This is a genomic window from Kluyvera genomosp. 3, from assembly GCF_011765685.1.
GTDB lineage: Bacteria > Pseudomonadota > Gammaproteobacteria > Enterobacterales > Enterobacteriaceae > Kluyvera > Kluyvera georgiana_A.
The window spans coordinates 1,405,077-1,425,363 of the sequence record NZ_CP050321.1 but is presented as its reverse complement, the minus strand read 5'-3'; the positions used below and the strand labels follow the sequence as shown (position 1 = coordinate 1,425,363).

The 20,287-nt window shown below is 54.3% G+C and carries 16 protein-coding genes; 10 read left to right on the top strand and 6 right to left on the bottom strand.

Going from position 1 to position 20,287, the window contains the following annotated elements; translation table 11 throughout:
• Window positions 1–255: 255 nt before the first annotated feature.
• Window positions 256–1,131, bottom strand: coding sequence for a CTX-M family extended-spectrum class A beta-lactamase (gene blaCTX-M, locus GY169_RS06715; protein WP_167575294.1), 876 nt, complete (start codon window positions 1,129–1,131; stop codon window positions 256–258).
• Between the two features lie 465 nt (window positions 1,132–1,596).
• Between blaCTX-M and ypdK the strand changes: the two genes are divergently transcribed.
• Complete coding sequence (gene ypdK, locus GY169_RS06710; protein ID WP_100249902.1) at window positions 1,597–1,668, top strand: membrane protein YpdK; 72 nt, start codon at window positions 1,597–1,599, stop codon at window positions 1,666–1,668.
• Window positions 1,669–1,732: 64 nt separating this feature from the next.
• Here the strand turns inward: ypdK and alaC are convergent, their stop codons facing one another.
• Window positions 1,733–2,959, bottom strand: a complete 1,227-nt coding sequence (alaC, locus tag GY169_RS06705; RefSeq protein WP_163449402.1) for an alanine transaminase — start codon at window positions 2,957–2,959, stop codon at window positions 1,733–1,735.
• Between the two features lie 391 nt (window positions 2,960–3,350).
• Between alaC and GY169_RS06700 the strand changes: the two genes are divergently transcribed.
• Complete coding sequence (locus GY169_RS06700) at window positions 3,351–5,048, top strand: sensor histidine kinase (protein ID WP_163449401.1); 1,698 nt, start codon at window positions 3,351–3,353, stop codon at window positions 5,046–5,048.
• Window positions 5,049–5,060: 12 nt separating this feature from the next.
• The gene (locus tag GY169_RS06695; protein WP_064543751.1) at window positions 5,061–5,798 is read left to right on the top strand and encodes a LytR/AlgR family response regulator transcription factor; all 738 of its coding nucleotides are present in this window, start codon (window positions 5,061–5,063) and stop codon (window positions 5,796–5,798) included.
• A gap of 57 nt (window positions 5,799–5,855) precedes the next feature.
• Here GY169_RS06695 and glk read toward each other — a convergent pair whose 3' ends face one another.
• A complete protein-coding gene (gene glk / locus GY169_RS06690; RefSeq protein ID WP_163449400.1) occupies window positions 5,856–6,821 on the bottom strand; it encodes a glucokinase in 966 nt (321 codons plus the stop codon).
• 245 nt (window positions 6,822–7,066) lie between these two features.
• Between glk and GY169_RS06685 the strand changes: the two genes are divergently transcribed.
• Entirely contained in the window at window positions 7,067–8,305 is a 1,239-nt protein-coding gene (locus GY169_RS06685) for an ion channel protein (RefSeq protein ID WP_167575293.1), read from the top strand.
• On the opposite strand, the gene GY169_RS06680 is transcribed toward GY169_RS06685, so the two are convergent.
• Window positions 8,302–9,960: an alpha-keto acid decarboxylase family protein gene (locus tag GY169_RS06680; RefSeq protein ID WP_167575292.1), complete on the bottom strand. Its 1,659-nt coding sequence runs from the start codon at window positions 9,958–9,960 to the stop codon at window positions 8,302–8,304. The two genes, GY169_RS06685 and GY169_RS06680, sit on opposite strands and share 4 nt — an antisense overlap.
• 172 nt (window positions 9,961–10,132) lie before the next feature.
• On the opposite strand from GY169_RS06680, the gene mgrA reads away from it, so the two are divergent.
• From mgrA to GY169_RS06655, 5 genes are all read left to right on the top strand, one after another.
• Window positions 10,133–11,131, top strand: coding sequence for an L-glyceraldehyde 3-phosphate reductase (gene mgrA, locus GY169_RS06675; protein WP_167575291.1), 999 nt, complete (start codon window positions 10,133–10,135; stop codon window positions 11,129–11,131).
• 125 nt (window positions 11,132–11,256) lie between these two features.
• Window positions 11,257–11,580: a DUF2502 domain-containing protein gene (locus GY169_RS06670; protein ID WP_163449396.1), complete on the top strand. Its 324-nt coding sequence runs from the start codon at window positions 11,257–11,259 to the stop codon at window positions 11,578–11,580.
• Between the two features lie 169 nt (window positions 11,581–11,749).
• A complete protein-coding gene (locus GY169_RS06665) occupies window positions 11,750–13,309 on the top strand; it encodes a PTS transporter subunit EIIC (RefSeq protein ID WP_167575290.1) in 1,560 nt (519 codons plus the stop codon).
• Between the two features lie 17 nt (window positions 13,310–13,326).
• Window positions 13,327–14,679 (top strand): adenylosuccinate lyase family protein, encoded by a 1,353-nt coding sequence (locus GY169_RS06660; RefSeq protein WP_163446094.1) that lies wholly within the window; start codon window positions 13,327–13,329, stop codon window positions 14,677–14,679.
• On the top strand, window positions 14,669–15,883 hold the full coding sequence (locus tag GY169_RS06655) for an N-acetylglucosamine-6-phosphate deacetylase (RefSeq protein ID WP_223882147.1): 1,215 nt from the start codon (window positions 14,669–14,671) through the stop codon (window positions 15,881–15,883). The genes GY169_RS06660 and GY169_RS06655 overlap by 11 nt, the downstream gene beginning before the upstream one ends.
• On the opposite strand, the gene GY169_RS06650 is transcribed toward GY169_RS06655, so the two are convergent.
• Together GY169_RS06650 and GY169_RS06645 are read right to left on the bottom strand one after the other, a co-directional pair.
• Window positions 15,876–17,423, bottom strand: a complete 1,548-nt coding sequence (locus GY169_RS06650; RefSeq protein WP_167575289.1) for a hypothetical protein — start codon at window positions 17,421–17,423, stop codon at window positions 15,876–15,878. The two genes, GY169_RS06655 and GY169_RS06650, sit on opposite strands and share 8 nt — an antisense overlap.
• Before the next feature lie 90 nt (window positions 17,424–17,513).
• Window positions 17,514–18,749, bottom strand: a complete 1,236-nt coding sequence (locus GY169_RS06645) for an Nramp family divalent metal transporter (protein WP_167575288.1) — start codon at window positions 18,747–18,749, stop codon at window positions 17,514–17,516.
• Between the two features lie 335 nt (window positions 18,750–19,084).
• Here GY169_RS06645 and nupC point away from each other — a divergent pair, with 335 nt between their 5' ends.
• Window positions 19,085–20,287, top strand: a complete 1,203-nt coding sequence (gene nupC, locus GY169_RS06640) for a nucleoside permease NupC (protein WP_163446097.1) — start codon at window positions 19,085–19,087, stop codon at window positions 20,285–20,287.

Below are 20,287 nucleotides of genomic sequence, written 5' to 3'. Positions count from 1 at the left end.
CAGATAATTACTACAAAAAAACTCGACGGTACAATTAATTATTAGTGGTATTATTTTAAAATCAATAATTCATGGACATGACGAGAATATATATCATTTTGACAGGAAGTTTTTCTTCCTGAAAAGACGAGCACCCAGCATTAAAGATGAGTATTAATTATCATACAGAGGTCGCAGCCAAAACATCGAAGAGAATAGTCAACACCGGAGCATAAATTGGAAGTGGAGCGACAGAGCGCTCCACATTTTTTAGAATTAATAACCGTCGGTGACGATTTTCGCGGCAGCCGCGAGCACGTCACGACGACTTTCTGCCTTCTGCTCTGGCTGGGTGAAGTAAGTGACCAGAATAAGCGGCGCACGCCCTTCCGGCCAGATAACGGCGATGTCATTCGTCGTACCATAATCACCGCTGCCGGTTTTATCCCCGACAACCCACGATGTGGGTAGCCCAGCCTGAATGCTGGCAGCGCCGGTGGTATTGCCTTTCAGCCACGTCACCAGTTGCGCACGCTGAGTTTCACCTAAGGCACTGCCCAACGTCAGATTGCGAAGCGTCTGCGCCATCGCTAATGGCGTGGTGGTATCGCGCGGGTCGCCGGGGATCGCGGTGTTGAGCGTCGGCTCAGTACGATCGAGCCGGAAGGTGTTATCCCCAATCGCACGGGCAAACGCCGTCACTTTATCCGGCCCCCCGAGATGGGCAATCAGCTTGTTCATGGCCGTATTGTCGCTGTACTGCAACGCCGCGGCGCTCAATTCCGCCAGCGTCATCGTGCCGTTGACGTGTTTTTCAGCGATGGGATTGTAGTTAATCAGGTCTGAAGATTTAATCTCAACCTTCTGACTCAACACCTTCTTTTGCGTTTCACTTTGCTTGAGCACCGCCGCTGCCGCCATCACCTTACTGGTGCTGCACATGGCAAAGCGCTCATCGGCGCGGTAGAGCGTCTGTGCGTTATCGGCGGTGTCAATCAGCGCCACTCCCAACCGCCCCCCGCTGCTTTTCTCCAGCGCCGCCAGCTTTTGCTGAACGTCGTTCGCCTGCGCATACAGCGGCGCACTCCCCAGCAACAGCGAAATACAGGCCGTTGTCATTAGCATTACCCGCTTAACGCGATGTCTCATCATCTTAAACTCCTGAAAATTAAATCCGTGTGGCTGAAGTATTCACAGTCAGCACAAAAAGTAAAAAACAAAAATGCGCTTGCCCTCTCAATCCCCTGCAACCACTGCCGGGCATTCAGTGAGAAAAGCATTTTCGGAATAACGCCAGAAAAATAGGCGTAAAATCAATAGGGTTTATAGCCCTGTTCAGAGCCAAACGAAGCGTCGCCAAAATGAAATTTATTACCGTATGAAATTAAAGTGTCGCCGAATCACGACAGTTGTAAGTAACTAAAAATTAATAAAAAAACCCCTCTTGTATCCCCCAATTTTTAGGCGTACATTAGCGCCATCTGGAGCACAACAGCACAGAATTCTGAGGTGATGCCAGCCACGAAAGAGGTCCGTTTTTTTCGTTGGTTGTTACCAGCTCGCAGTACCACCACCGTTCATAAGTGCGTAGAAAAAAGATACGCGGAGAGATGAGTCGTGAAATATTTCTTTATGGGCATTTCCTTTATGGTCATCGTTTTTGCCGGCACGTTTGCCCTGATGATCTAGTCGATAAAAATGCAAAAAAAACAGGAGCCATCTGGCTCCTGTTTGCATTTCTGCGACGGGAAAATTATCCCGCCGATTTTTGCTCTGACGGCAGCAGGCCGTCAGCGCGGAACATGGCTTTAATCCCGCGCACAGCCTGACGAATGCGATCGCGGTTCTCAATCAACGCGAAACGTACGTGGGTGTCTCCGTAGTCACCAAAACCGATGCCCGGCGAAACGCACACTTTGGCGTCCTGCAGCAGCTTTTTCGCGAACTCTAAGGAGCCCATCGCGGCGTAGTGTTCCGGAATTTTGGCCCACACGTACATCGACGCTTTCGGCATTTCAACCATCCAGCCAGCTTCATGCAGCCCCTTCACCAGCACATCGCGGCGACGCTTATACTGCGCAGCGATATCTCGTACGCACTGCTGATCCCCTTCCAGCGCGGCAATTGCCGCCACCTGCAGCGGGGTGAAGGTACCGTAATCGTGGTAGCTCTTAATCCGCGCCAGTGCGTTAACCAGCGTCTTGTTACCGACCATAAAGCCGATACGCCAGCCCGCCATGTTGTAGCTCTTAGAGAGCGTGAAGAACTCTACCGCGACGTCACGCGCGCCGGGCACCTGCATGATCGACGGCGCTTTCCAGCCGTCATACACGATATCCGCATAAGCCAGGTCATGTACCACCAGCACGTCATAGCGTTTAGCCAGCGCGACCACCTTTTCGAAGAACTCCAGCTCCACGCACTGAGCGGTCGGGTTCGACGGGAAGCCAAGGATCATCATCTTCGGTTTCGGGTAGCTTTCGCGAATGGCACGCTCCAGCTCGTTAAAGAAATCGACGCCTTCTACCAGCGGTACGGAGCGCACCTGCGCGCCAGCAATCACCGCGCCGTAAATATGGATGGGGTAGCTTGGGTTCGGCACCAGCACGGTGTCACCGTGATCGAGCGTAGCCAGCATCAGGTGCGCCAGCCCCTCTTTCGAACCAATGGTGACAATCGCTTCGCTTTCCGGGTCAATCTCAACGTCATAACGGTCCTGATACCAGCGCGAAATAGCACGGCGCAGGCGAGGAATACCGCGTGAGGTCGAGTATCCATGGGTGTCCGGGCGTTGGGCCACGGTGCAGAGTTTTTCAACAATGTGCGCTGGCGTGGCGCCGTCTGGGTTCCCCATGCTGAAATCAATAATATCCTCGCCGCGCCGACGCGCAGCCATTTTAAGTTCAGCGGTAATATTAAAAACGTACGGGGGTAAGCGATCGATACGCGTAAAACGGCGTTCAGAGCTGGAATCAGCCATAGGTTCCTCAGGATTACGTTAGCGCCCGAACCGTTCGAGCGACGCTGCCACCGATGTAGCATGAACAGAAAATAACCTGAAAAAATTAGCGCTGTCGAGAGGGTAAGCGAAAAAATGTTGTATCGGTAAAAAGAGGAACTAGTGAAAACAAGAATCATTTATTAAAATAAAGGATTCAATGGACATAAAACACAATGGTAACAATAAATTATCTATTGCTTTTCATTGCAGGTGGTTCAAGTCCTCCCTGAAGCGGCCATCTCTTCCTGTTCAATACGTTTGTCCTACAATCCCCTTTTAAAATTAAGGTTTTTCCCTATTCCGCGTACTGCTGGTCATCTGTCCCCGGGTTACTTATCATAAGACTTTACTGAAAACATTCGGCGCCCCCATGCACGAAATATTCGATATGCTGCTCGCGGTCTACGACCGGGCCGCATTAATGCTGATTTGCCTCTTTTTTCTGATCCGCATCCGCCTGTTCCGCGAACTGTTGCACAAAACGGCCCATACGGCGAAAGAGCTGCTGGCCGTTACCGTCATTTTCTCGATGTTTGCCATCTTCAGTACCTGGTCCGGCGTGCCGGTAGAAGGCTCGCTGGTTAACGTTCGTATTATCGCGGTGATGTCAGGCGGGATCCTGTTTGGCCCGTGGGTTGGCGGCATCGTCGGGGTCATTGCCGGGATCCACCGTTACCTGATTGACGCAGGCGGCGTTACCGCCGTGCCGTGTTTTATCACCAGTATTATCGCCGGGATCCTGTCGGGGTTGATTAACCGTCGGGTACCGAAAGAGCTGCACTGGAAAATTGGTATCCTCGGCGGCATGCTGTGCGAAACCCTGACCATGATTCTGGTGGTCGTTTGGGCGCCCACCATCGCGCTCGGCGTCGATATCGTGTCGAAGATCGGCATTCCGATGATTGCCGGCAGCGTGTGCATCGGTTTTATTGTCCTGCTGGTGCAAAGCGTAGAGGGCGAGAAAGAGGCCAGCGCCGCGCGTCAGGCTAAGCTGGCGCTGGATATTGCCAATAAAACGCTGCCGCTGTTTCGCCAGATTAACAGCGACACTCTGCGGCAGATTTGCGACATCATTCGTCAGGATATTCGCGCCGACGCCGTCGCTATCACCAATACCGAACGCGTGCTGGCCTATGTCGGCGTCGGGGAAGATAACTACCACAATAACGATGACTCCATTAGCCCGGTCACCCGTCAGGCGATTAACAACGGCGAAATCATCATAAAAAACAACGATGAAGCCTATCGCACGCCGGAAATTCACTCGATGCTGGTGATCCCGCTGTCGGAGAAAGGCGTGATTACCGGTACGCTGAAAATCTACTACTGCCACGCGCACCAGATCACCTCGTCGTTGCAGGAGATGGCCATTGGGCTGTCGCAGATTATCTCCACGCAGCTGGAAGTTTCCCGCGCCGAACAGCTGCGCGAGATGGCAAATAAGGCAGAGCTGCGCGCGCTCCAGAGTAAAATCAATCCCCATTTCTTGTTCAACGCGCTGAACGCCATTTCATCATCCATTCGCCTCAATCCGGACACTGCGCGGCAGCTCATTTTTAATCTGTCGCGCTACCTGCGCTATAACATTGAATTAAAAGACGATGAGCAGATAGATATCCGTCGGGAGCTGTATCAGATTAAGGACTATATCGCCATTGAGCAGGCGCGCTTTGGCGACAAGCTGACGGTAATCTACGATATTGACGATGAGGTGAACTGCGTGATTCCAAGCTTGCTGATCCAACCGCTGGTCGAGAATGCCATCGTGCACGGTATTCAGCGCAGTAAGGGTAAAGGCGTGGTGACCATCAGCATTGCCGAGTCAGGCAACCGCGTGCGCATTGGCGTGCGCGATACCGGGCCGGGGATCGATCCTCAGGTCATCGCGCGGGTGGAAGCCAATGAAATGCCCGGCAATAAGATTGGCCTGCTGAACGTTCATCATCGGGTTAAACTGCTCTACGGCGAGGGCTTGCATATCCGCCGCCTCGATCCAGGAACCGAAATCGCGTTCTACATTCCAAACCAGCGCACGGCCGTTCCGGCGACTGCCACATTATTGCCTTAACCCGGAGTCCCCATGAAAGTCATCATTGTCGAAGATGAATTCCTGGCGCAACAGGAGCTAACCTGGCTGATTCAGCAGCACAGTCAGATGGAGATTGTCGGCACCTTTGACGACGGTCTGGACGTGCTGAAATTTTTGCAGCACAACAAAGTGGACGCAATCTTCCTCGACATTAACATTCCGTCACTGGATGGCGTGCTGCTGGCGCAGAACATCAGTCAGTTTGCCCACAAGCCGTTTATCGTGTTTATCACCGCGTGGAAAGAGCATGCGGTAGAAGCCTTTGAGCTGGAAGCGTTCGACTACATTCTGAAGCCGTACCAGGAATCACGCATCGTCAGCATGCTGCAAAAACTGGAGGCGGCCTGGCAACAGCAGCAATCGAGCATCGTCAGCAGCAGCCCCAGCGCGCCGCGTGAAAACGACACCATCAACCTGGTGAAAGATGAGCGCATCATCGTGACGCCGATCAGCGATATCTACTACGCTGAAGCGCACGAGAAGATGACCTTCGTCTACACCCGCCGCGAATCGTACGTGATGCCGATGAACATCACCGAGTTTTGCAGCAAGCTACCGAGTAGCCACTTTTTTCGCTGCCATCGTTCGTTCTGTGTGAACCTGAATAAAATTCGCGAGATAGAGCCGTGGTTTAATAACACCTACATTCTGCGCCTGCGCGACCTTGAGTTTCAGGTGCCGGTGAGCCGCAGTAAGGTAAAAGAGTTTCGGCAGATCATGCATTTGTAGCCACTGACGGGACATCGGCGGCAGAAAGAGCCCGGGGAACGCCCCGGGCTTTGTGTATTACAGCACCTGACCCAACGTCTGACGCAGATGCGCGCCAGAACCCAGCAGGCCCGGATTGTCGTGAATAATCAGATACACCGGGATCGGGTGTACGTAGTCTTTGAAACGACCTTTGTCTTCGAAACCGCCGCGGAAGCCGGAGGCTTTAAAGAACTCGAGGAAGCGCGGCACAATGCCACCCGCAATGTACACGCCGCCGAAAGTGCCCAGCGTCAACGCCAAATCGCCGCCGAAACGGCCCATGATCACGCAGAACAGCGACAGCGCGCGACGACAGTCAGTGCAGGTGTCTGCCAGCGCGCGTTCGGTTATGTCTTTCGGCTTGTAGTTTTCCGGCACCCGGTTGTCCGACTTAACAATAGCCCGGTACAAGTTCACCAGGCCAGGACCGGAGAGCACGCGCTCGGCGGAAACGTGGCCAATCTCCTCACGCAGCACTTCGAGGATAATCCCCTCTTCTTCGCTGTTTGGCGCAAAGTCAACGTGGCCGCCTTCGCCCGGCAGACTAACCCAGCGCTTGTCGACGTGAACCAGATGCGCCACGCCAAGACCGGTTCCCGCGCCGTAAACGGCGATCGGCTTGCCTTCAACCGGCTCGGTGCCGCCAAACTGAATCAGATGCTCTTTTTTCAGCATCGGGATCGCCATCGAGACCGCGGTGAAATCGTTGATGATTTCCAGGTGCGCGAACCCAAGGTTCTTTTTCATTTCCGCAATGGAGAACTGCCAGGTGTGGTTGGTCATCGCCACCCAGTCGCCGGTAATCGGGCAAGCAATGGCAATACAGCCGTCTTCCACCGACGCGTTATGCTCGTCGAGGTAGACGCGAACCACGTCTTCCAGGCTTGGGTAATCCAGGCCAGAATAGGTCTTCGCCTGCGAAATCTCACCGCTGGCAATATCGCACAATGCCAGACGCGCATTGGTGCCCCCAACATCACCCACTAAAGCAAACTTTGTCATTCCGTTACGGCTCCGCTAAAGTCAGAATAAATCTTTGCCACACTGTAAATTCAAGGCGCGTCAACAACAATGGCGATGACGTGAGCGCCCCAGGATTATCGATCCAGGTCACATTTTTTGCGTATTTTTTAACTGGTACAGAACGGGATAACCTGTAGAGCCGTATCGTTTCAGCACCATTTGCGCTGAACGTTGGCTCAGGAAAATGCAAAGTAAACTCAGTATTCAGCAAAAAGGATATCACCATGCTCCACCCGCGAGCCCGAACGATGTTGTTGCTCTCCATCCCCGCGGTATTGATTGGCGTCGCCTCCAGCCTGATTTTGATCGTGGTGATGAAGATCGCTGCGGTGCTCCAGCATCTTCTGTGGAGTAACCTACCGAATGCGCTCGGCATTGATATGAATTCGTCGCTGTGGATTATCCTGATGCTGACGATGACCGGTCTTGTCGTCGGGTTGGTGATTCGCTATAGCCCAGGCCATGCCGGCCCGGATCCCGCCAGCGAGCCGCTGATCGGCGCCGCGGTTCCCGTCGCCCATCTGCCTGGGCTGGCGATCGCCTTGATCCTCGGGCTCGCGGGCGGTGTGAGCCTGGGGCCAGAACACCCGATTATGTCGGTCAACATTGCGCTGGCCGTGGCGCTGGGCGCGCGCTTCTTCCCACGAGTCAGCTCGCTTGACTGGACGATTCTCGCCGCCGCCGGGACGATTGGCGCACTGTTCGGAACACCGGTTGCCGCCGCGCTCATTTTTTCCCAGACGTTAACCAGCAGTAACGACGCGCCGTTGTGGGATCGCCTGTTTGCCCCTCTGTTGGCCGCCGCCGCCGGCGCGTTGACCACCGGCCTGTTCTTTCACCCTCAGTTCTCGCTGCCCATCGAGCATTATCAAACGATGCGCCTCGTCGATATTTTCAGCGGCGCGATAGTGGCTATCATCGCCATCGCTATCGGTATGATTGGCGTCTGGTGCCTGCCGCATCTGCATGGATTAGTTCACCGTTTAAAACATCCGGTACTGATTCTCGGCGTTGGGGGATTTGTGCTGGGGATTATCGGCACGATTGGCGGTCCGTTAACGCTGTTTAAAGGGCTCGATGAAATGCAGCGGCTGACTGCCGGGCAAAATTTCGGCGCAGGCGACTACATGCTTTTCGCACTGAGTAAACTGGCGGCGCTGGTCGTCGCTGCCGCCTGCGGTTTCCGCGGCGGGCGCATATTCCCGGCGGTATTTGTCGCCGTGGCGCTGGGTTTGATGCTGCATGCGCACGTTGAAGCGGTGCCGGCCGCGATTACCGTTTCCTGCGCCATTATGGGATTAGTGCTGGTGGTCACCCGCGATGCCTGGCTCAGCCTGTTTATGGCTGCGGTGGTCGTACCGGATACCACGCTGTTGCCGCTACTGTGTATCGTGATGCTCCCCGCCTGGCTGTTGCTGGCGGGGAAACCCACGATGATGGTGCCGCGTAAGCGTAAGGATTAACGGCCGCTATTTCGCGCCTCCAGCGCGTCGGTAACGGCTTTAAGCAGCGGAGGGATGTCCATTTTGGGGAGCATCACCTCCAGCAGCATTAGCCTGTCGCGGCGCGCAGCACGCGCCAGCGCGTCATTCAACTGCACGACGTTGCTCACCTTCCAGCATTCGGCCTGGCTGTCGAGGTTCAGTGCCTGTGGCAGTTGGGTCCAGTTCCACAGGCTGATCTCGTTATAGCGCTGCTCTGGCCCATGAATCGCACGCTCAACCGTATAGCCCTCATTATTGAGTAGCAGGATCAGCGGCCGTTGCCCGTCCCGCAGCATGGAGCCGAGCTCCTGAATGGTTAACTGCGCCGCACCGTCCCCCACCACCAGCACCACGCGCCGGTCCGGGCACGCCGTTTGTGCGCCGAATGCGGCGGGTAGCGTGTAGCCAATCGATCCCCACAGCGGCTGAACCAGCAAATTGGCGCCGGTGGGCAGCGTTAATGCCGCGATACCAAAGGCAGCCGTCCCCTGATCGCCCAGCACAATATCGTGCGGTTGCAGGTATTTCTGCAGCGTTTGCCAGAAGTGACGCTGGGTCAGATGCCCGGTGTCGAGCACCGTCGGCGAGGATATCCGCCGGACATCGGTGTGCCATGGGGCTAACTCTTCACTCAGCGTTATTAGCGCATCCACCGCCGCCTGCATGTCAATACCGCTAAACCAACGGGCGCCTACGCGAGCGGAAAACGGCTGTACCTCGATTGATTTTTCCGGCGCAATCCGGTGAGTAAAGCCTGCGGTGATGGTGTCGGTAAAACAGGTGCCGACGCAGATGATCGCCTCGGCATCCTCAATCGCTTCACGCGTTTGCGGCAGGCTCGCCCCGCCGCTGTACGTGCCGACAAACCCTGGCTGTTGTTCATCAAACAGCCCTTTCCCCATCAACAACGTGGCGTGCGGAATGGGATGCGCACGCATCCACTGATTGAGCGTCGCCTGGAGACCAAATCGATGAGCCAGCACGTCCGCCAGCAAAGACACATGCAGACATCCCTCCAGCAGGCCGCGCGCATGTTTAACAAAATCCTCAAGTTGGGCCGTATCCGATACCAGGGGCGCTATGGTGAGAGCGCTTACAGGCTTCGCCGTCGGCAACGCGGCAACATCGGCGGGGAGCAGCAGATAGCCCGGTCGACGATGGTGCATCACTGCCTGCAGCACGCGGTCGATCTCCTGGCAGGCGTTGCGCGCCGTCAGCACGCCCTGGGCGACGGAAATTGGCGCACTCATCTGGCGGAAATGATCGAAGTCGCCGTCGCCTAACGTGTGGTGCAAACATTCGCGACGCTGCTGTGCGCCGGTACAGGGCGCTCCGACAATATGCAGCACCGGAACGTGCTCGGCGAAGCTACCGGCCACGCCGTTCAGCGCGCTCAGTTCACCCACGCCGTAGGTGGTGAGCAGTGCACCACAGCCCTGCATTCGCGCGTAGCCATCGGCGGCATAGGCGGCATTCAGTTCGTTGGCGCAGCCCACCCAACGAAGCGTGCGGTGAGCAATGACGTGGTCAAGAAACTGGAGATTGTAGTCTCCGGGTACGCCAAACAGACTCTCAACGCCGCAGTCAGCAAGACGGTCAAGCAGGTAATCTGCCACGGTATAGGACGAAGCCATGGTGCCACTCCTTCAGCCGGTTATTTCTTTGAGTATTGAAGAAGTGTTAAGCGTGTCCAGTATTGATAAGAAAGTCGTCTGGAAAGCAAATTTTACAGATTTCAGCTGTGTACGAGTCGATGGACATTCGCTAGTGTAAGCGTATACACAAGCGGATATTCTGGAGGACACAATGGTTTATCAGGCAAGTCGCGCGCGTTACGAGACCATGACGTTTCAGCGCTGCGGCAACAGCGGCCTCAAGCTTCCCGTAGTTTCACTGGGGCTGTGGCATAACTTTGGCGATGAAACCCGCGTAGAGAACAGCCGCCAGCTGCTGCGCCACGCGTTCGATCTGGGTATTACCCATTTCGATCTCGCCAATAACTATGGACCGCCTCCCGGCTCTGCTGAGAGTAACTTTGGCCGCATTCTGCGTGAAGATTTTCGCCCTTACCGCGACGAACTGATTATTTCCACTAAGGCTGGATACACCATGTGGGACGGTCCCTACGGCGACTGGGGTTCACGTAAGTATCTGATTTCCAGCCTTGACCAGAGTCTGAAGCGCATGGGACTTGAGTATGTGGATATCTTCTACCACCATCGCCCGGACCCTGAAACGCCGTTACTGGAGACCATGCGCGCGCTGGATCACGTCGTCCGTCAGGGCAAAGCGCTGTACGTTGGGCTTTCCAACTACCCGGCGGAACTCGCGCAGCAGGCAATTGACATACTCAACGATCTGGGCACCCCCTGCCTTATTCATCAGCCGAAGTACTCCATGCTGGAACGTGGGGTGGAAAGCGGCCTGTTGAATGTGCTACAGCAGGAAGGGGTCGGCTGTATCGCCTTCTCGCCGCTGGCCGGTGGGCAGCTTACCGACCGTTACCTGAACGGCATTCCCGCCGATTCTCGCGCCGCGAGCGGTAGCATCTTCCTCAAGCCAGAACAGCTCACCGATAGCAAGCTTGAGGCCGTTCGCCAACTGAACGTACTGGCGGAACAGCGTAGACAAAAACTCTCGCAGATGGCACTGGCGTGGGTACTGCGTCAACAGGCGGTCACCTCGGTTCTGATTGGCGCCAGCAAAATTTCACAGCTGGACGATGCGGTGGGTATGCTGGCAAACCGTCATTTCAGCGCCACAGAGTGTGCCGAAATTGATGCCATTTTGCGCAGCATAAAATAACAGCGTTTTTAGCAAAAAGTGCTCTCTCCTGGCGGTTTAAGAGTTAACCCAATAATTCGAGTGTTTACCGAATTGTAATATTGCGTTAACAGGCCTTTCTGGCCACGATCGTATAGGAGAGAAGTATGTTCAGGTCACTGATTCTGGCGGCAGTGTTGTTAGCATCGGCCCCGATGTTCGCTAATGCTGGTGAAATCACCCTGCTGCCATCCATAAAATTACAAATTGGCGATCGCGATAATTACGGTAACTACTGGGATGGCGGCCGCTGGCGCGACCGCGATTACTGGCATAAACACTGGTATCGCCACGACAACGGCTGGCACCGCGGTTGGGATAAACGTAATAAAGCCTACGAACGTGGCTATCGCGACGGTTGGGGCGACCGTGATGACCATCGTGGACGCGGGCGCGGTCATGGACACGGCCACGGACATGGTCGCCACTAATTTCGGTTATTCAGGCACAGCACGCTATGCCTGAATAACAAATCAAAGAGCCTACGGGCTCTTTTTTTATGGTCAAATCCTGCGCTTCTTATTTATCAGCATTTGCCCTTGAGCAAAAAAATCCTGCCAGTATCTTATCCTCAAGATATTTCACGTCAGGATTAACATCATGAATGCTAATTTTAAAAATGAAATTCAGACATTCGGTCGTTCACTACTGTTACCTATCGCGGTATTAGCTCCCGTCGGGATGGTAATGGGAATCAGCTCGGCGCTTGGCCAGAGCTATATGATCGATAAACTCCCATTTCTGGGAAATGATATTTTTAAAGCTGTTTTATCGTCTCTGGGTTTAATCAGCAGCGTCGTTTTTAATAATATTCCATTATTATTTGCGATGGGCGTTGCCTACGGCATGTCGAAAAAAGAAAAAGGCATTGCGGTATTTGCCTCGGTCGTCGCCTATTTAACGTTGCTGATTGCCATGCACGTTCATCTGAAGCTCGCGGGAACCCTGGCGAAAGCAGATCTTTCACTGGTGGGCCAGGGCATGGTGCTCGGCGTCCAGACGCTAAAAATCGAGGCCTTAGGCGGTATTATCGCGGGCCTGCTGGCGGCCAAAATCACCGACCGCTTCTATCGACTACAGTTGCCTCTGGCCTTTGCATTCTTCAGCGGCAAGAAATCAGTGGCGATTCTGGCAATTGCCTTTGCGATTCCGGTTGGGCTGATCATCCCCTTTATCTGGGATCTTTTCACCGCCGGAATGCGCGCCGTCTCAACCATTATGATGGCGCCGGACATTGGTGCCGGTATCTACATGACGCTTAACCGTCTGCTGATACCGTTCGGTTTACATCACGTCCTGAGCTCCACCGTGCGCTTCACCGCCGCGGGCGGTACCTACCTTATTGATGGGCAAACCTACGTCGGCATTTTGCCTGCGATGAATAAGATCCTCTTTGAACTGGGCCCTTCACATCCTGCGTGGCAAGAATATATGCCTACGTTGACCAGCTACCTGGCCTCCTCGCAGATGTTGACGACCCTGTTCCGCGTGCCGGCCATCGGCCTGGCGATGTATCATATGGCTTATTTCAAAAACAAGAAATTTGCCAAAGGGATGATTCTCACCGTCGTACTCACGGCCATGCTGGGTAATATTACCGAGCCACTGGAATTCTCCTTCCTGTTTATAGCACCAAAACTGTTTATCGTTTATGCGGTGCTGTGCGGGTTACTCACTATCCCACTACAGATGCTGGAAGTCTCCATCGGTTATATTCGCGGTACCATTTTCGACTTCGGCATTTTTGGCTTGATGTACGAAAATACGCATTGGGTAAATTTAATTCTTCTCGGTATTGTGAACTTCGTCGTGTTTTATTTCGTGTTCCGTTTTGCAATCGGTAAATTCGATATCAAAACGCCGGGCCGTGAAAGTGAAATTGCCGATAGCACCTTACTGAACAATAAAGAGTACGACAAAGTCGCCGCCATGGTGATTGAAGGTCTCGGCGGCCGGGATAACATCAAACGCGTCGAAAACTGTGTTTCTCGTCTGCGCATCGATTTGCAGGATCAGAAGAAAATCAACATGGATATCCTCAAAGAATCCGGCTCGTTGGGAACCTTTATTCCCTCCAGCAACCATGTGCACGTGGTCTTTGGCCCACACGTAGAATTTGTTCGCAACGCGGTTGATGACCGTATTGTCGGCTTGAAATAAACAACCAGGAGGCGGCAATGCGCGCACTGTATGATTCAAAAAGTAAAACCATTGACGACCGCGGCATGAAGGCACTGCTCGGTCAGCAGGCTCGAGTGCAGTCATGGCTGGATGTTGAAGCCGCGCTGGCGCTGGCGCAGGCCGAACATGGAATGATTCCGGCCAGCGCGGCGGCGAATATCGCCGCCAACTGCCGGGTTGAGAATATCGACCTGGCGGAAATGGAACGCCTGTTACGCGAAATTGGCCATGGCTTTGTACCGATGATCAAAGTGCTGGTTAAAGCCTGCGACAGCGAAAGCGGCAAGTATGTGCACTATGGCGTCACCACGCAGAATATTCAGCAAACGGCCCAGCTGTATCTGGCAAAACAGTTCAACGTCCTGCTGCAGGGGTTCGTGGATGACATTCTGCGCAATCTGGCCCATATGGCGCGCGAGCATCACGCCACGCTCATGGCCGGACGCACCCACGGCAAACATGCATTGCCGATCACCTGGGGATACAAAGCCGCCGTCTGGATTGATGAGTTACTCAACGCCCAGCAGCGTATGCAAGAAGCGGAAAAACGGGTCTTCACCGTGATGATGGGGGGCGCCGTCGGCGCGTTTCACGCGACCGGAGAAACCGGACGACGCGTACAGGAGAGCGTAGCGAAAGCCTTAGGCATGCACGCGATGGCCATTCCATCGCGTAACTCGCGCGTGTATCGCACCGAGTACATCAGCAACCTGTGCCTGCTTGCCACCACCCTGCACAAAATTGCCGAAGAGGTTTACCAGACCTCAAGCGAAGAGTTTGGCGAAGTGTCCGAAGCCTTTACCAAAGGGACCGTCGGCAGCAGCACCATGCCGCAAAAGGTCAACCCGAAACTGGCGAAAGGCATTATCGCTAACGCACAAAAGCTTTATTCCGTGCATACCTCGTGCCTGTATGTCAGCCCACGCCCCTTCGAGGCAGATAGCTCGGCCTACTTTATCTTTGATGGCAATATTCAGGAGAGCATGGAGTGCATCGCCGAGATCGTTATGCGCGCCGAGGAACTGACCCGCACGCTGGTAATCAACCCCGAGCGGATGCAGCAGAACGTGCAATTGACCCACGGCCTCATCAATAGCGAAAAAATCATGATGCATCTGGTGGCGAAGCTCGGCAAAGATGCGGCGCATGAGCGCGTTTACCAGTTGGCCATGCGCAGCACTCATGAAGGTATTCCCTACGGGGAGGTGCTGCGCCAGGATCCGGTGATTCAGCAGAACTTCAGCGAGGCGGAAATTGACGCGCTGATTGACCCTTCGCACTACATCGGGCTGTGCTCAGAGATAGCGCTGGAAACCGCCGCACGCGTACAGGAGGCCCATGGTGAGTGATGCCCTGCTCTCTCTCGCCAGTCAGCGAATTGTGACGCCGGACGGAATACGCTCCGGCTACCTTCACATCTGCGGCGATAAAATTACCGGCATCGATGAGACACCCCGCGGGCGCGTCATCGACTATCACTATGCGATGCTGATGCCGGGGTTTGTCGATATTCACGTACACGGCTGGGGGCGAGGATCATTTGCCTGGAAAGGTGAACGGGACTCGCTACGCGCCATGAGTGAAGATTTAGTGTATGCAGGCGTGACGGCCTGGCTTGCCACCTCAGCCACCCAGCCAGAGGATTTCTTGTGTCAAAGCCTGGCTACCGCCGCCGAATGGATCGCGCAAGCCACGCCCGCCGACGGCGCTGAAGCGGTAGGTATCCATATGGAAGGCCCATATATCAACCCGAAGTTTATCGGTATGCAGCGTCTGGACAGCGTTCAGCCCCCCAGCATCGCCGGGTTCGAACGCTATCAACGCGCCGCGCGCGGCCATGTTCGCCTGATGACGCTGGCCCCGGAACTTCCCGGCGCACTGGCATTGATTCGTCATTTGCATCAATCCGGCGTCACCGTTTCGGCGGGCCATACGGATGCCACGTTTGACGAAATCAGCGAGGCGATTACCGCGGGTTTGAGCCATTTTACCCACGCCTTCAGCGCCATGCGCGGCTTGCACCACCGTGAGCCTGGCGTGGTAGGCGCACTGATGTACTATGAAGACACCTACGCCGAAGTGGCAAAACAAAGCGGAATTACCCTGCGCCCGGAAGTCTTCGACATCCTCTACCGGCTGAAAAAGGATCGTCGGCTGGTAATGATGAGCGATTGCCTTGGTTACGTCGATTTTCCCGAAGGCTTCGAATTTCATCATTATCTGCGCCAGGAGACATTTCGTATCCGCCAGCAGTCGCTGGAAATTACCGATTGCCACGGCTGCACACGCACCATCAGCGCCGAAGACTGGCCCGAAGTCCGCAAGCTGGAAATGAGTTTTCTCGACTCCGTCAAAAACGTGGTTGGCCGGCTGGAGCACGGCTGGGTGTCAGCGGCGCAGATAGCCTGCCTCAACCCCGCCATACTCGCGGGCGTGGCGGATCGCAAAGGTAGCCTGACGCCGGGCAAAGATGCCGATATTCTGGTGCTCGACGACCAGCAAGAACTGCAAGCGGTGTGGTGTCGTGGCGTGTGCCAGCCGCTGGTTAAATAAAAACGTCGCCGTACTGCTGCTCAAGGAAGGCTTTTAGCGCCTGCGGACTCATCCCCTGTACCTGTTGCACGAACGCGTCAACGGGTATTTTTTTGCGCGCCGGGCTTAGCCCATGCTCGCGTAGCAGCTGAAAATCGTCCTGCGTCAGATAGAAATTCACCTTCACATAGCTGAGTTGAGCGTGACGCAGGTGACTGGCAATTTTGTTGGTAAAGGCAATCAGCAGGTCGAAATCCTGCTGCTGGAGCCGGTCCAGTTCGTTGATGTTGACGCAGGCCAGCACCTCAATGTGAAAACGCGAGAGCAGCACCTCTTTGAAGTAGCCCACTTTACTCTCTGAGGAGTTGGTCACAATGATGACGCGTTTTTTCACATCCCCCACTACCCGATTTTTCAGTTCGTGCTTTTTGATAATCAGCACCAGGGTCGCCAGATGAATCGCGGAAAACGACATCTGCCAACACGATTCTATTTCGCGCAGGGCACGCTGGACGTGCTGCCAAAGGTCGGGGTAGCGGCGCTGTACATCGTGTAGCTTTTTATCGTCAAACCACAGGCGCAGTTTGTTCTGCACAATCGCCGCGTAGATAAAATGGTAAATTTCGGCAAACCAGGCGTGGTGGTTGTGAATCGTCGCATTCAGACCGCGGGACATCTCCTCGCAGGCCTGCTTAACGTGCCCGATCAGCCGCGCGTCGTACAGCGTAAAGGGACGCCAGGTAAAGGTGAGTGAGGCGATGAGCATATCCAGGCAGGCATTTTCATCTTTCTCCGCCAACACGCGATAGGGATAGGTGGTCAGGAATGCTGCCGCCGAGCTGTCGTTGATTCGCCGTCCGCGACGAATGCGCTGTAGCGCCAGGCTGAGATAGACCAGCAGATATTTCCGCCCATTGTAGCCAAGGTGAATCACCGGGCTGATGACCTTTTCATAACAGGCCGCCGCCTGGCCGATCTCCTGCGCGCACTCATGAAGAAACTGCTCGGCAATGGAACGATTGATAGGCTCGTTGGCCTGATGCGCAATCAGTTGATGACCAGTACCAATCTCGACGGTTTTCAGAATCGACATACAGGCTGCCAGACGCAGGCTGAATTCATCGCCCACCAGTTGCGAACCCTTTCTCGGTATGCTCAGCAGCGTTAACCCACTTTCCTGCACCCGGTTGAGCATGAGCGGGTTATCGTTTTTCACCGTCCCGGCGCTGACATAGAACTTTTTATAGTACTCATTTTTATTGACCACATCGTGCAGACAGAGCGCAACAAACAGATCCTGAACGCGCTCTTCACCGGTCGTGAGATAACGGTTGAAACGTACGCGCTGCAAAAACTGGATGTAATCACTGTAGGTGATGCCGGTCGTAATAAATGCATTATCCTGGTGGAGATGCGCTTCGTCCGGCAGCAGTTCGTTAAGCTCTTTCATCGTTCGCTTCAGGGTGGAAAGCGTTTTGCCAAAGCGCAGCACCGCGCTATCAACCGCGAGCGGGCTGTTATCCTGAAGGTATTTGAGAAAAGAGAGATCAAAAGAGTTCATGAAGGATCGCTGCTGTTAAACGCAAAATGCAGCATAGCGAATAAACGGTAAAGAAACCGTGACCTGTCGCGGGTCACGGTAAACAGGCCATTAATTCAGCAGCGTTCCCAGCAGCAACCAGCCGTTTAATGCCACCACCACCGCAACAATCGCCCAGCCGATGCGTTTAATCCACCGCGTGTTGACCAGTTCGCCCATCAGCTTGCGGTCGCTGGTGAAAATCAGCAGCGGAACCAACGCCAGCGCAATGCCAAAGCTCAGCAGCACCTGGCTCATCACCAGAATACGCGTTGGGTCCAGCCCCATCAGAATGACGATAAACGACGGTAGCATGGTGACCGCCCGGCGGAACCACAGTGGAATATGGAAGCGAATAAAGCCCTGCATCACCACCTGGCCGGCGAGCGTACCAACCACCGTAGAAGACAGGCCGGCGGCAATCAGGCTGAGGCCAAAGATCGTCGCCGCCGCATGGCTGAGCAGCGGTTCAAGCGTCAGGTAGGCCTGATCGAGATCGGTAATGCCAGTATGCCCGTGAAAATGGAAGGCCGCAGCGGCTGTCGCCATCATCGCCAGGTTAACGAAGCCGGCGATGGTCATGGCGATAGCGACGTCCCAGCGGGTGGCCTGATAGCGCTCTTTAGCGCTACCGCCGTGCAGATGCTGGGTCAGCGATGAATGAAGATAAATAACGTGCGGCATGATGGTTGCCCCCAGCACGCCCGCAGCCAGATAAACCGCTTCACCATTGGGTAACGACGGTAACAGCATACCTTTAGTCAGCGGCGCCAGTTCGGGCTGAGAGAACACCAGCTCGACAATATACGCTGCCGCCACGAATAGCAGCAGGCCGCCGATCACTTTCTCCAACGGTTTTTGCCCGCGGCGCTGAAGCATCAGAATCAAAAAGGTGGCAATCCCGGTCAGCACCGCGCCCTGTAACAGCGAAATGCCCAGGATCAGCTTAAAGCCGATCGCCGCACCGATAAACTCGGCCAGATCGGTCGCCATGGCGATAATTTCCGCCTGCACCCAGTAGAACCAGACCACCGGTCGTGGGTAATGGTCGCGAATCTGCTCCGCGAGGTTTTTTCCGGTAGCAATGCCCAGCTTCGCTGAAAGCACCTGAATCAGCATCGCCATCAGGTTTGCCCACACCACCACCCACAGCAACTGGTAGCCAAAGCTGGCGCCCGCCTGAATGTTGGTCGCAAAGTTGCCCGGATCGATATAGCCGATCGCAGCAATAAATGCCGGCCCCATCAGCGCCAGCCGCATACGGCGTGCGGTACGACAGCTGTTAGTTTCAATGCGACTGTTTGTCATTCTCTGCCTCAAAAACATAGCCTTTGCTATGTTTTAGGCTAACAGAATGAGAATGATTATCAAGTTCATTTAAGCAAGGTGATAATGATTATTCTGATAGCCGGAACCAATAGCCAGACTGGAGGTTGGGAAGGTTTGGTATACGCTTAAGAAGAGAGTAGTACAACGTGGAAACTTTTCATACATTTACTCAACATAACAAAAATGCATGCTTGATCACTAATTTTGAGTTTGCTCACAGGTTCTGAATATAGTGAGAGACAGATCTCGTTTTATTTAACCATGTTACATAGAATGTGCACGAAAATTTAACCCGTCTCATGTTTGGAGCAAATATGGACCGCGTCTTGCATTTTATTCTCGCGCTCGTTGTGGTGGCGATCCTGGCCTTGCTGGTCAGTTCTAACCGCAAACAGATCCGCATTCGTTATGTTATCCAGCTACTGGTCATTGAAGTGCTGTTGGCCTGGTTCTTCCTGAACTCCGATATTGGTCTGGGCTTTGTGAAAGGCTTCTCCGAGATGTTCGAAAAACTTCTCGGTTTCGCCAACGAAGGGACCAACTTTGTCTTCGGTAGCATGAACGATAAAGGTCTGGCCTTCTTCTTCCTGAAAGTACTGTGCCCGATCGTCTTTATCTCTGCGCTGATCGGTATCCTGCAGCACATCCGCGTACTGCCTATCGTCATTCGTGCGATTGGTACCGTGCTGTCGAAAATCAACGGCATGGGCAAACTGGAGTCTTTCAACGCCGTCAGCTCCCTGATTCTGGGTCAGTCTGAAAACTTCATCGCCTATAAAGACATCCTTGGTAAAATGTCCCGTAACCGCATGTACACCATGGCGGCGACGGCGATGTCTACCGTGTCTATGTCTATCGTTGGCGCCTACATGACCATGCTGGAGCCGAAGTACGTTGTCGCGGCGCTGGTACTGAACATGTTCAGCACCTTTATCGTCCTGTCGCTGATCAACCCGTACCGCGTTGATGCCAGCGAAGAAAACATTCAGATGTCTAACCTGCACGAAGGTCAAAGCTTCTTCGAAATGCTGGGTGAATACATTCTTGCAGGTTTCAAAGTGGCAATTATCGTTGCTGCGATGCTGATCGGCTTTATCGCCCTGATCGCCGCACTGAACGCCCTGTTCGCCACCGTGACCGGCTGGTTTGGCTACAGCATCTCCTTCCAGGGCATTCTGGGCTACATCTTCTATCCGGTTGCATGGATCATGGGTGTACCGGCAAGTGAATCCCTGCAGGTGGGCAGCATCATGGCAACTAAACTGGTTTCCAATGAATTCGTCGCCATGATGGACCTGCAGAAAATCGCCGCTGAGCTCTCTCCGCGCGCGGTTGGCATCATCTCCGTGTTCCTGGTCTCCTTCGCCAACTTCTCTTCCATCGGTATCATCGCCGGTGCGATTAAAGGTCTGAACGAAGAACAGGGTAACGTGGTTTCTCGCTTCGGCCTGAAGCTGGTTTACGGTTCTACGCTGGTGAGCGTGCTGTCTGCGTCTATCGCCGCGCTGGTTCTGTAA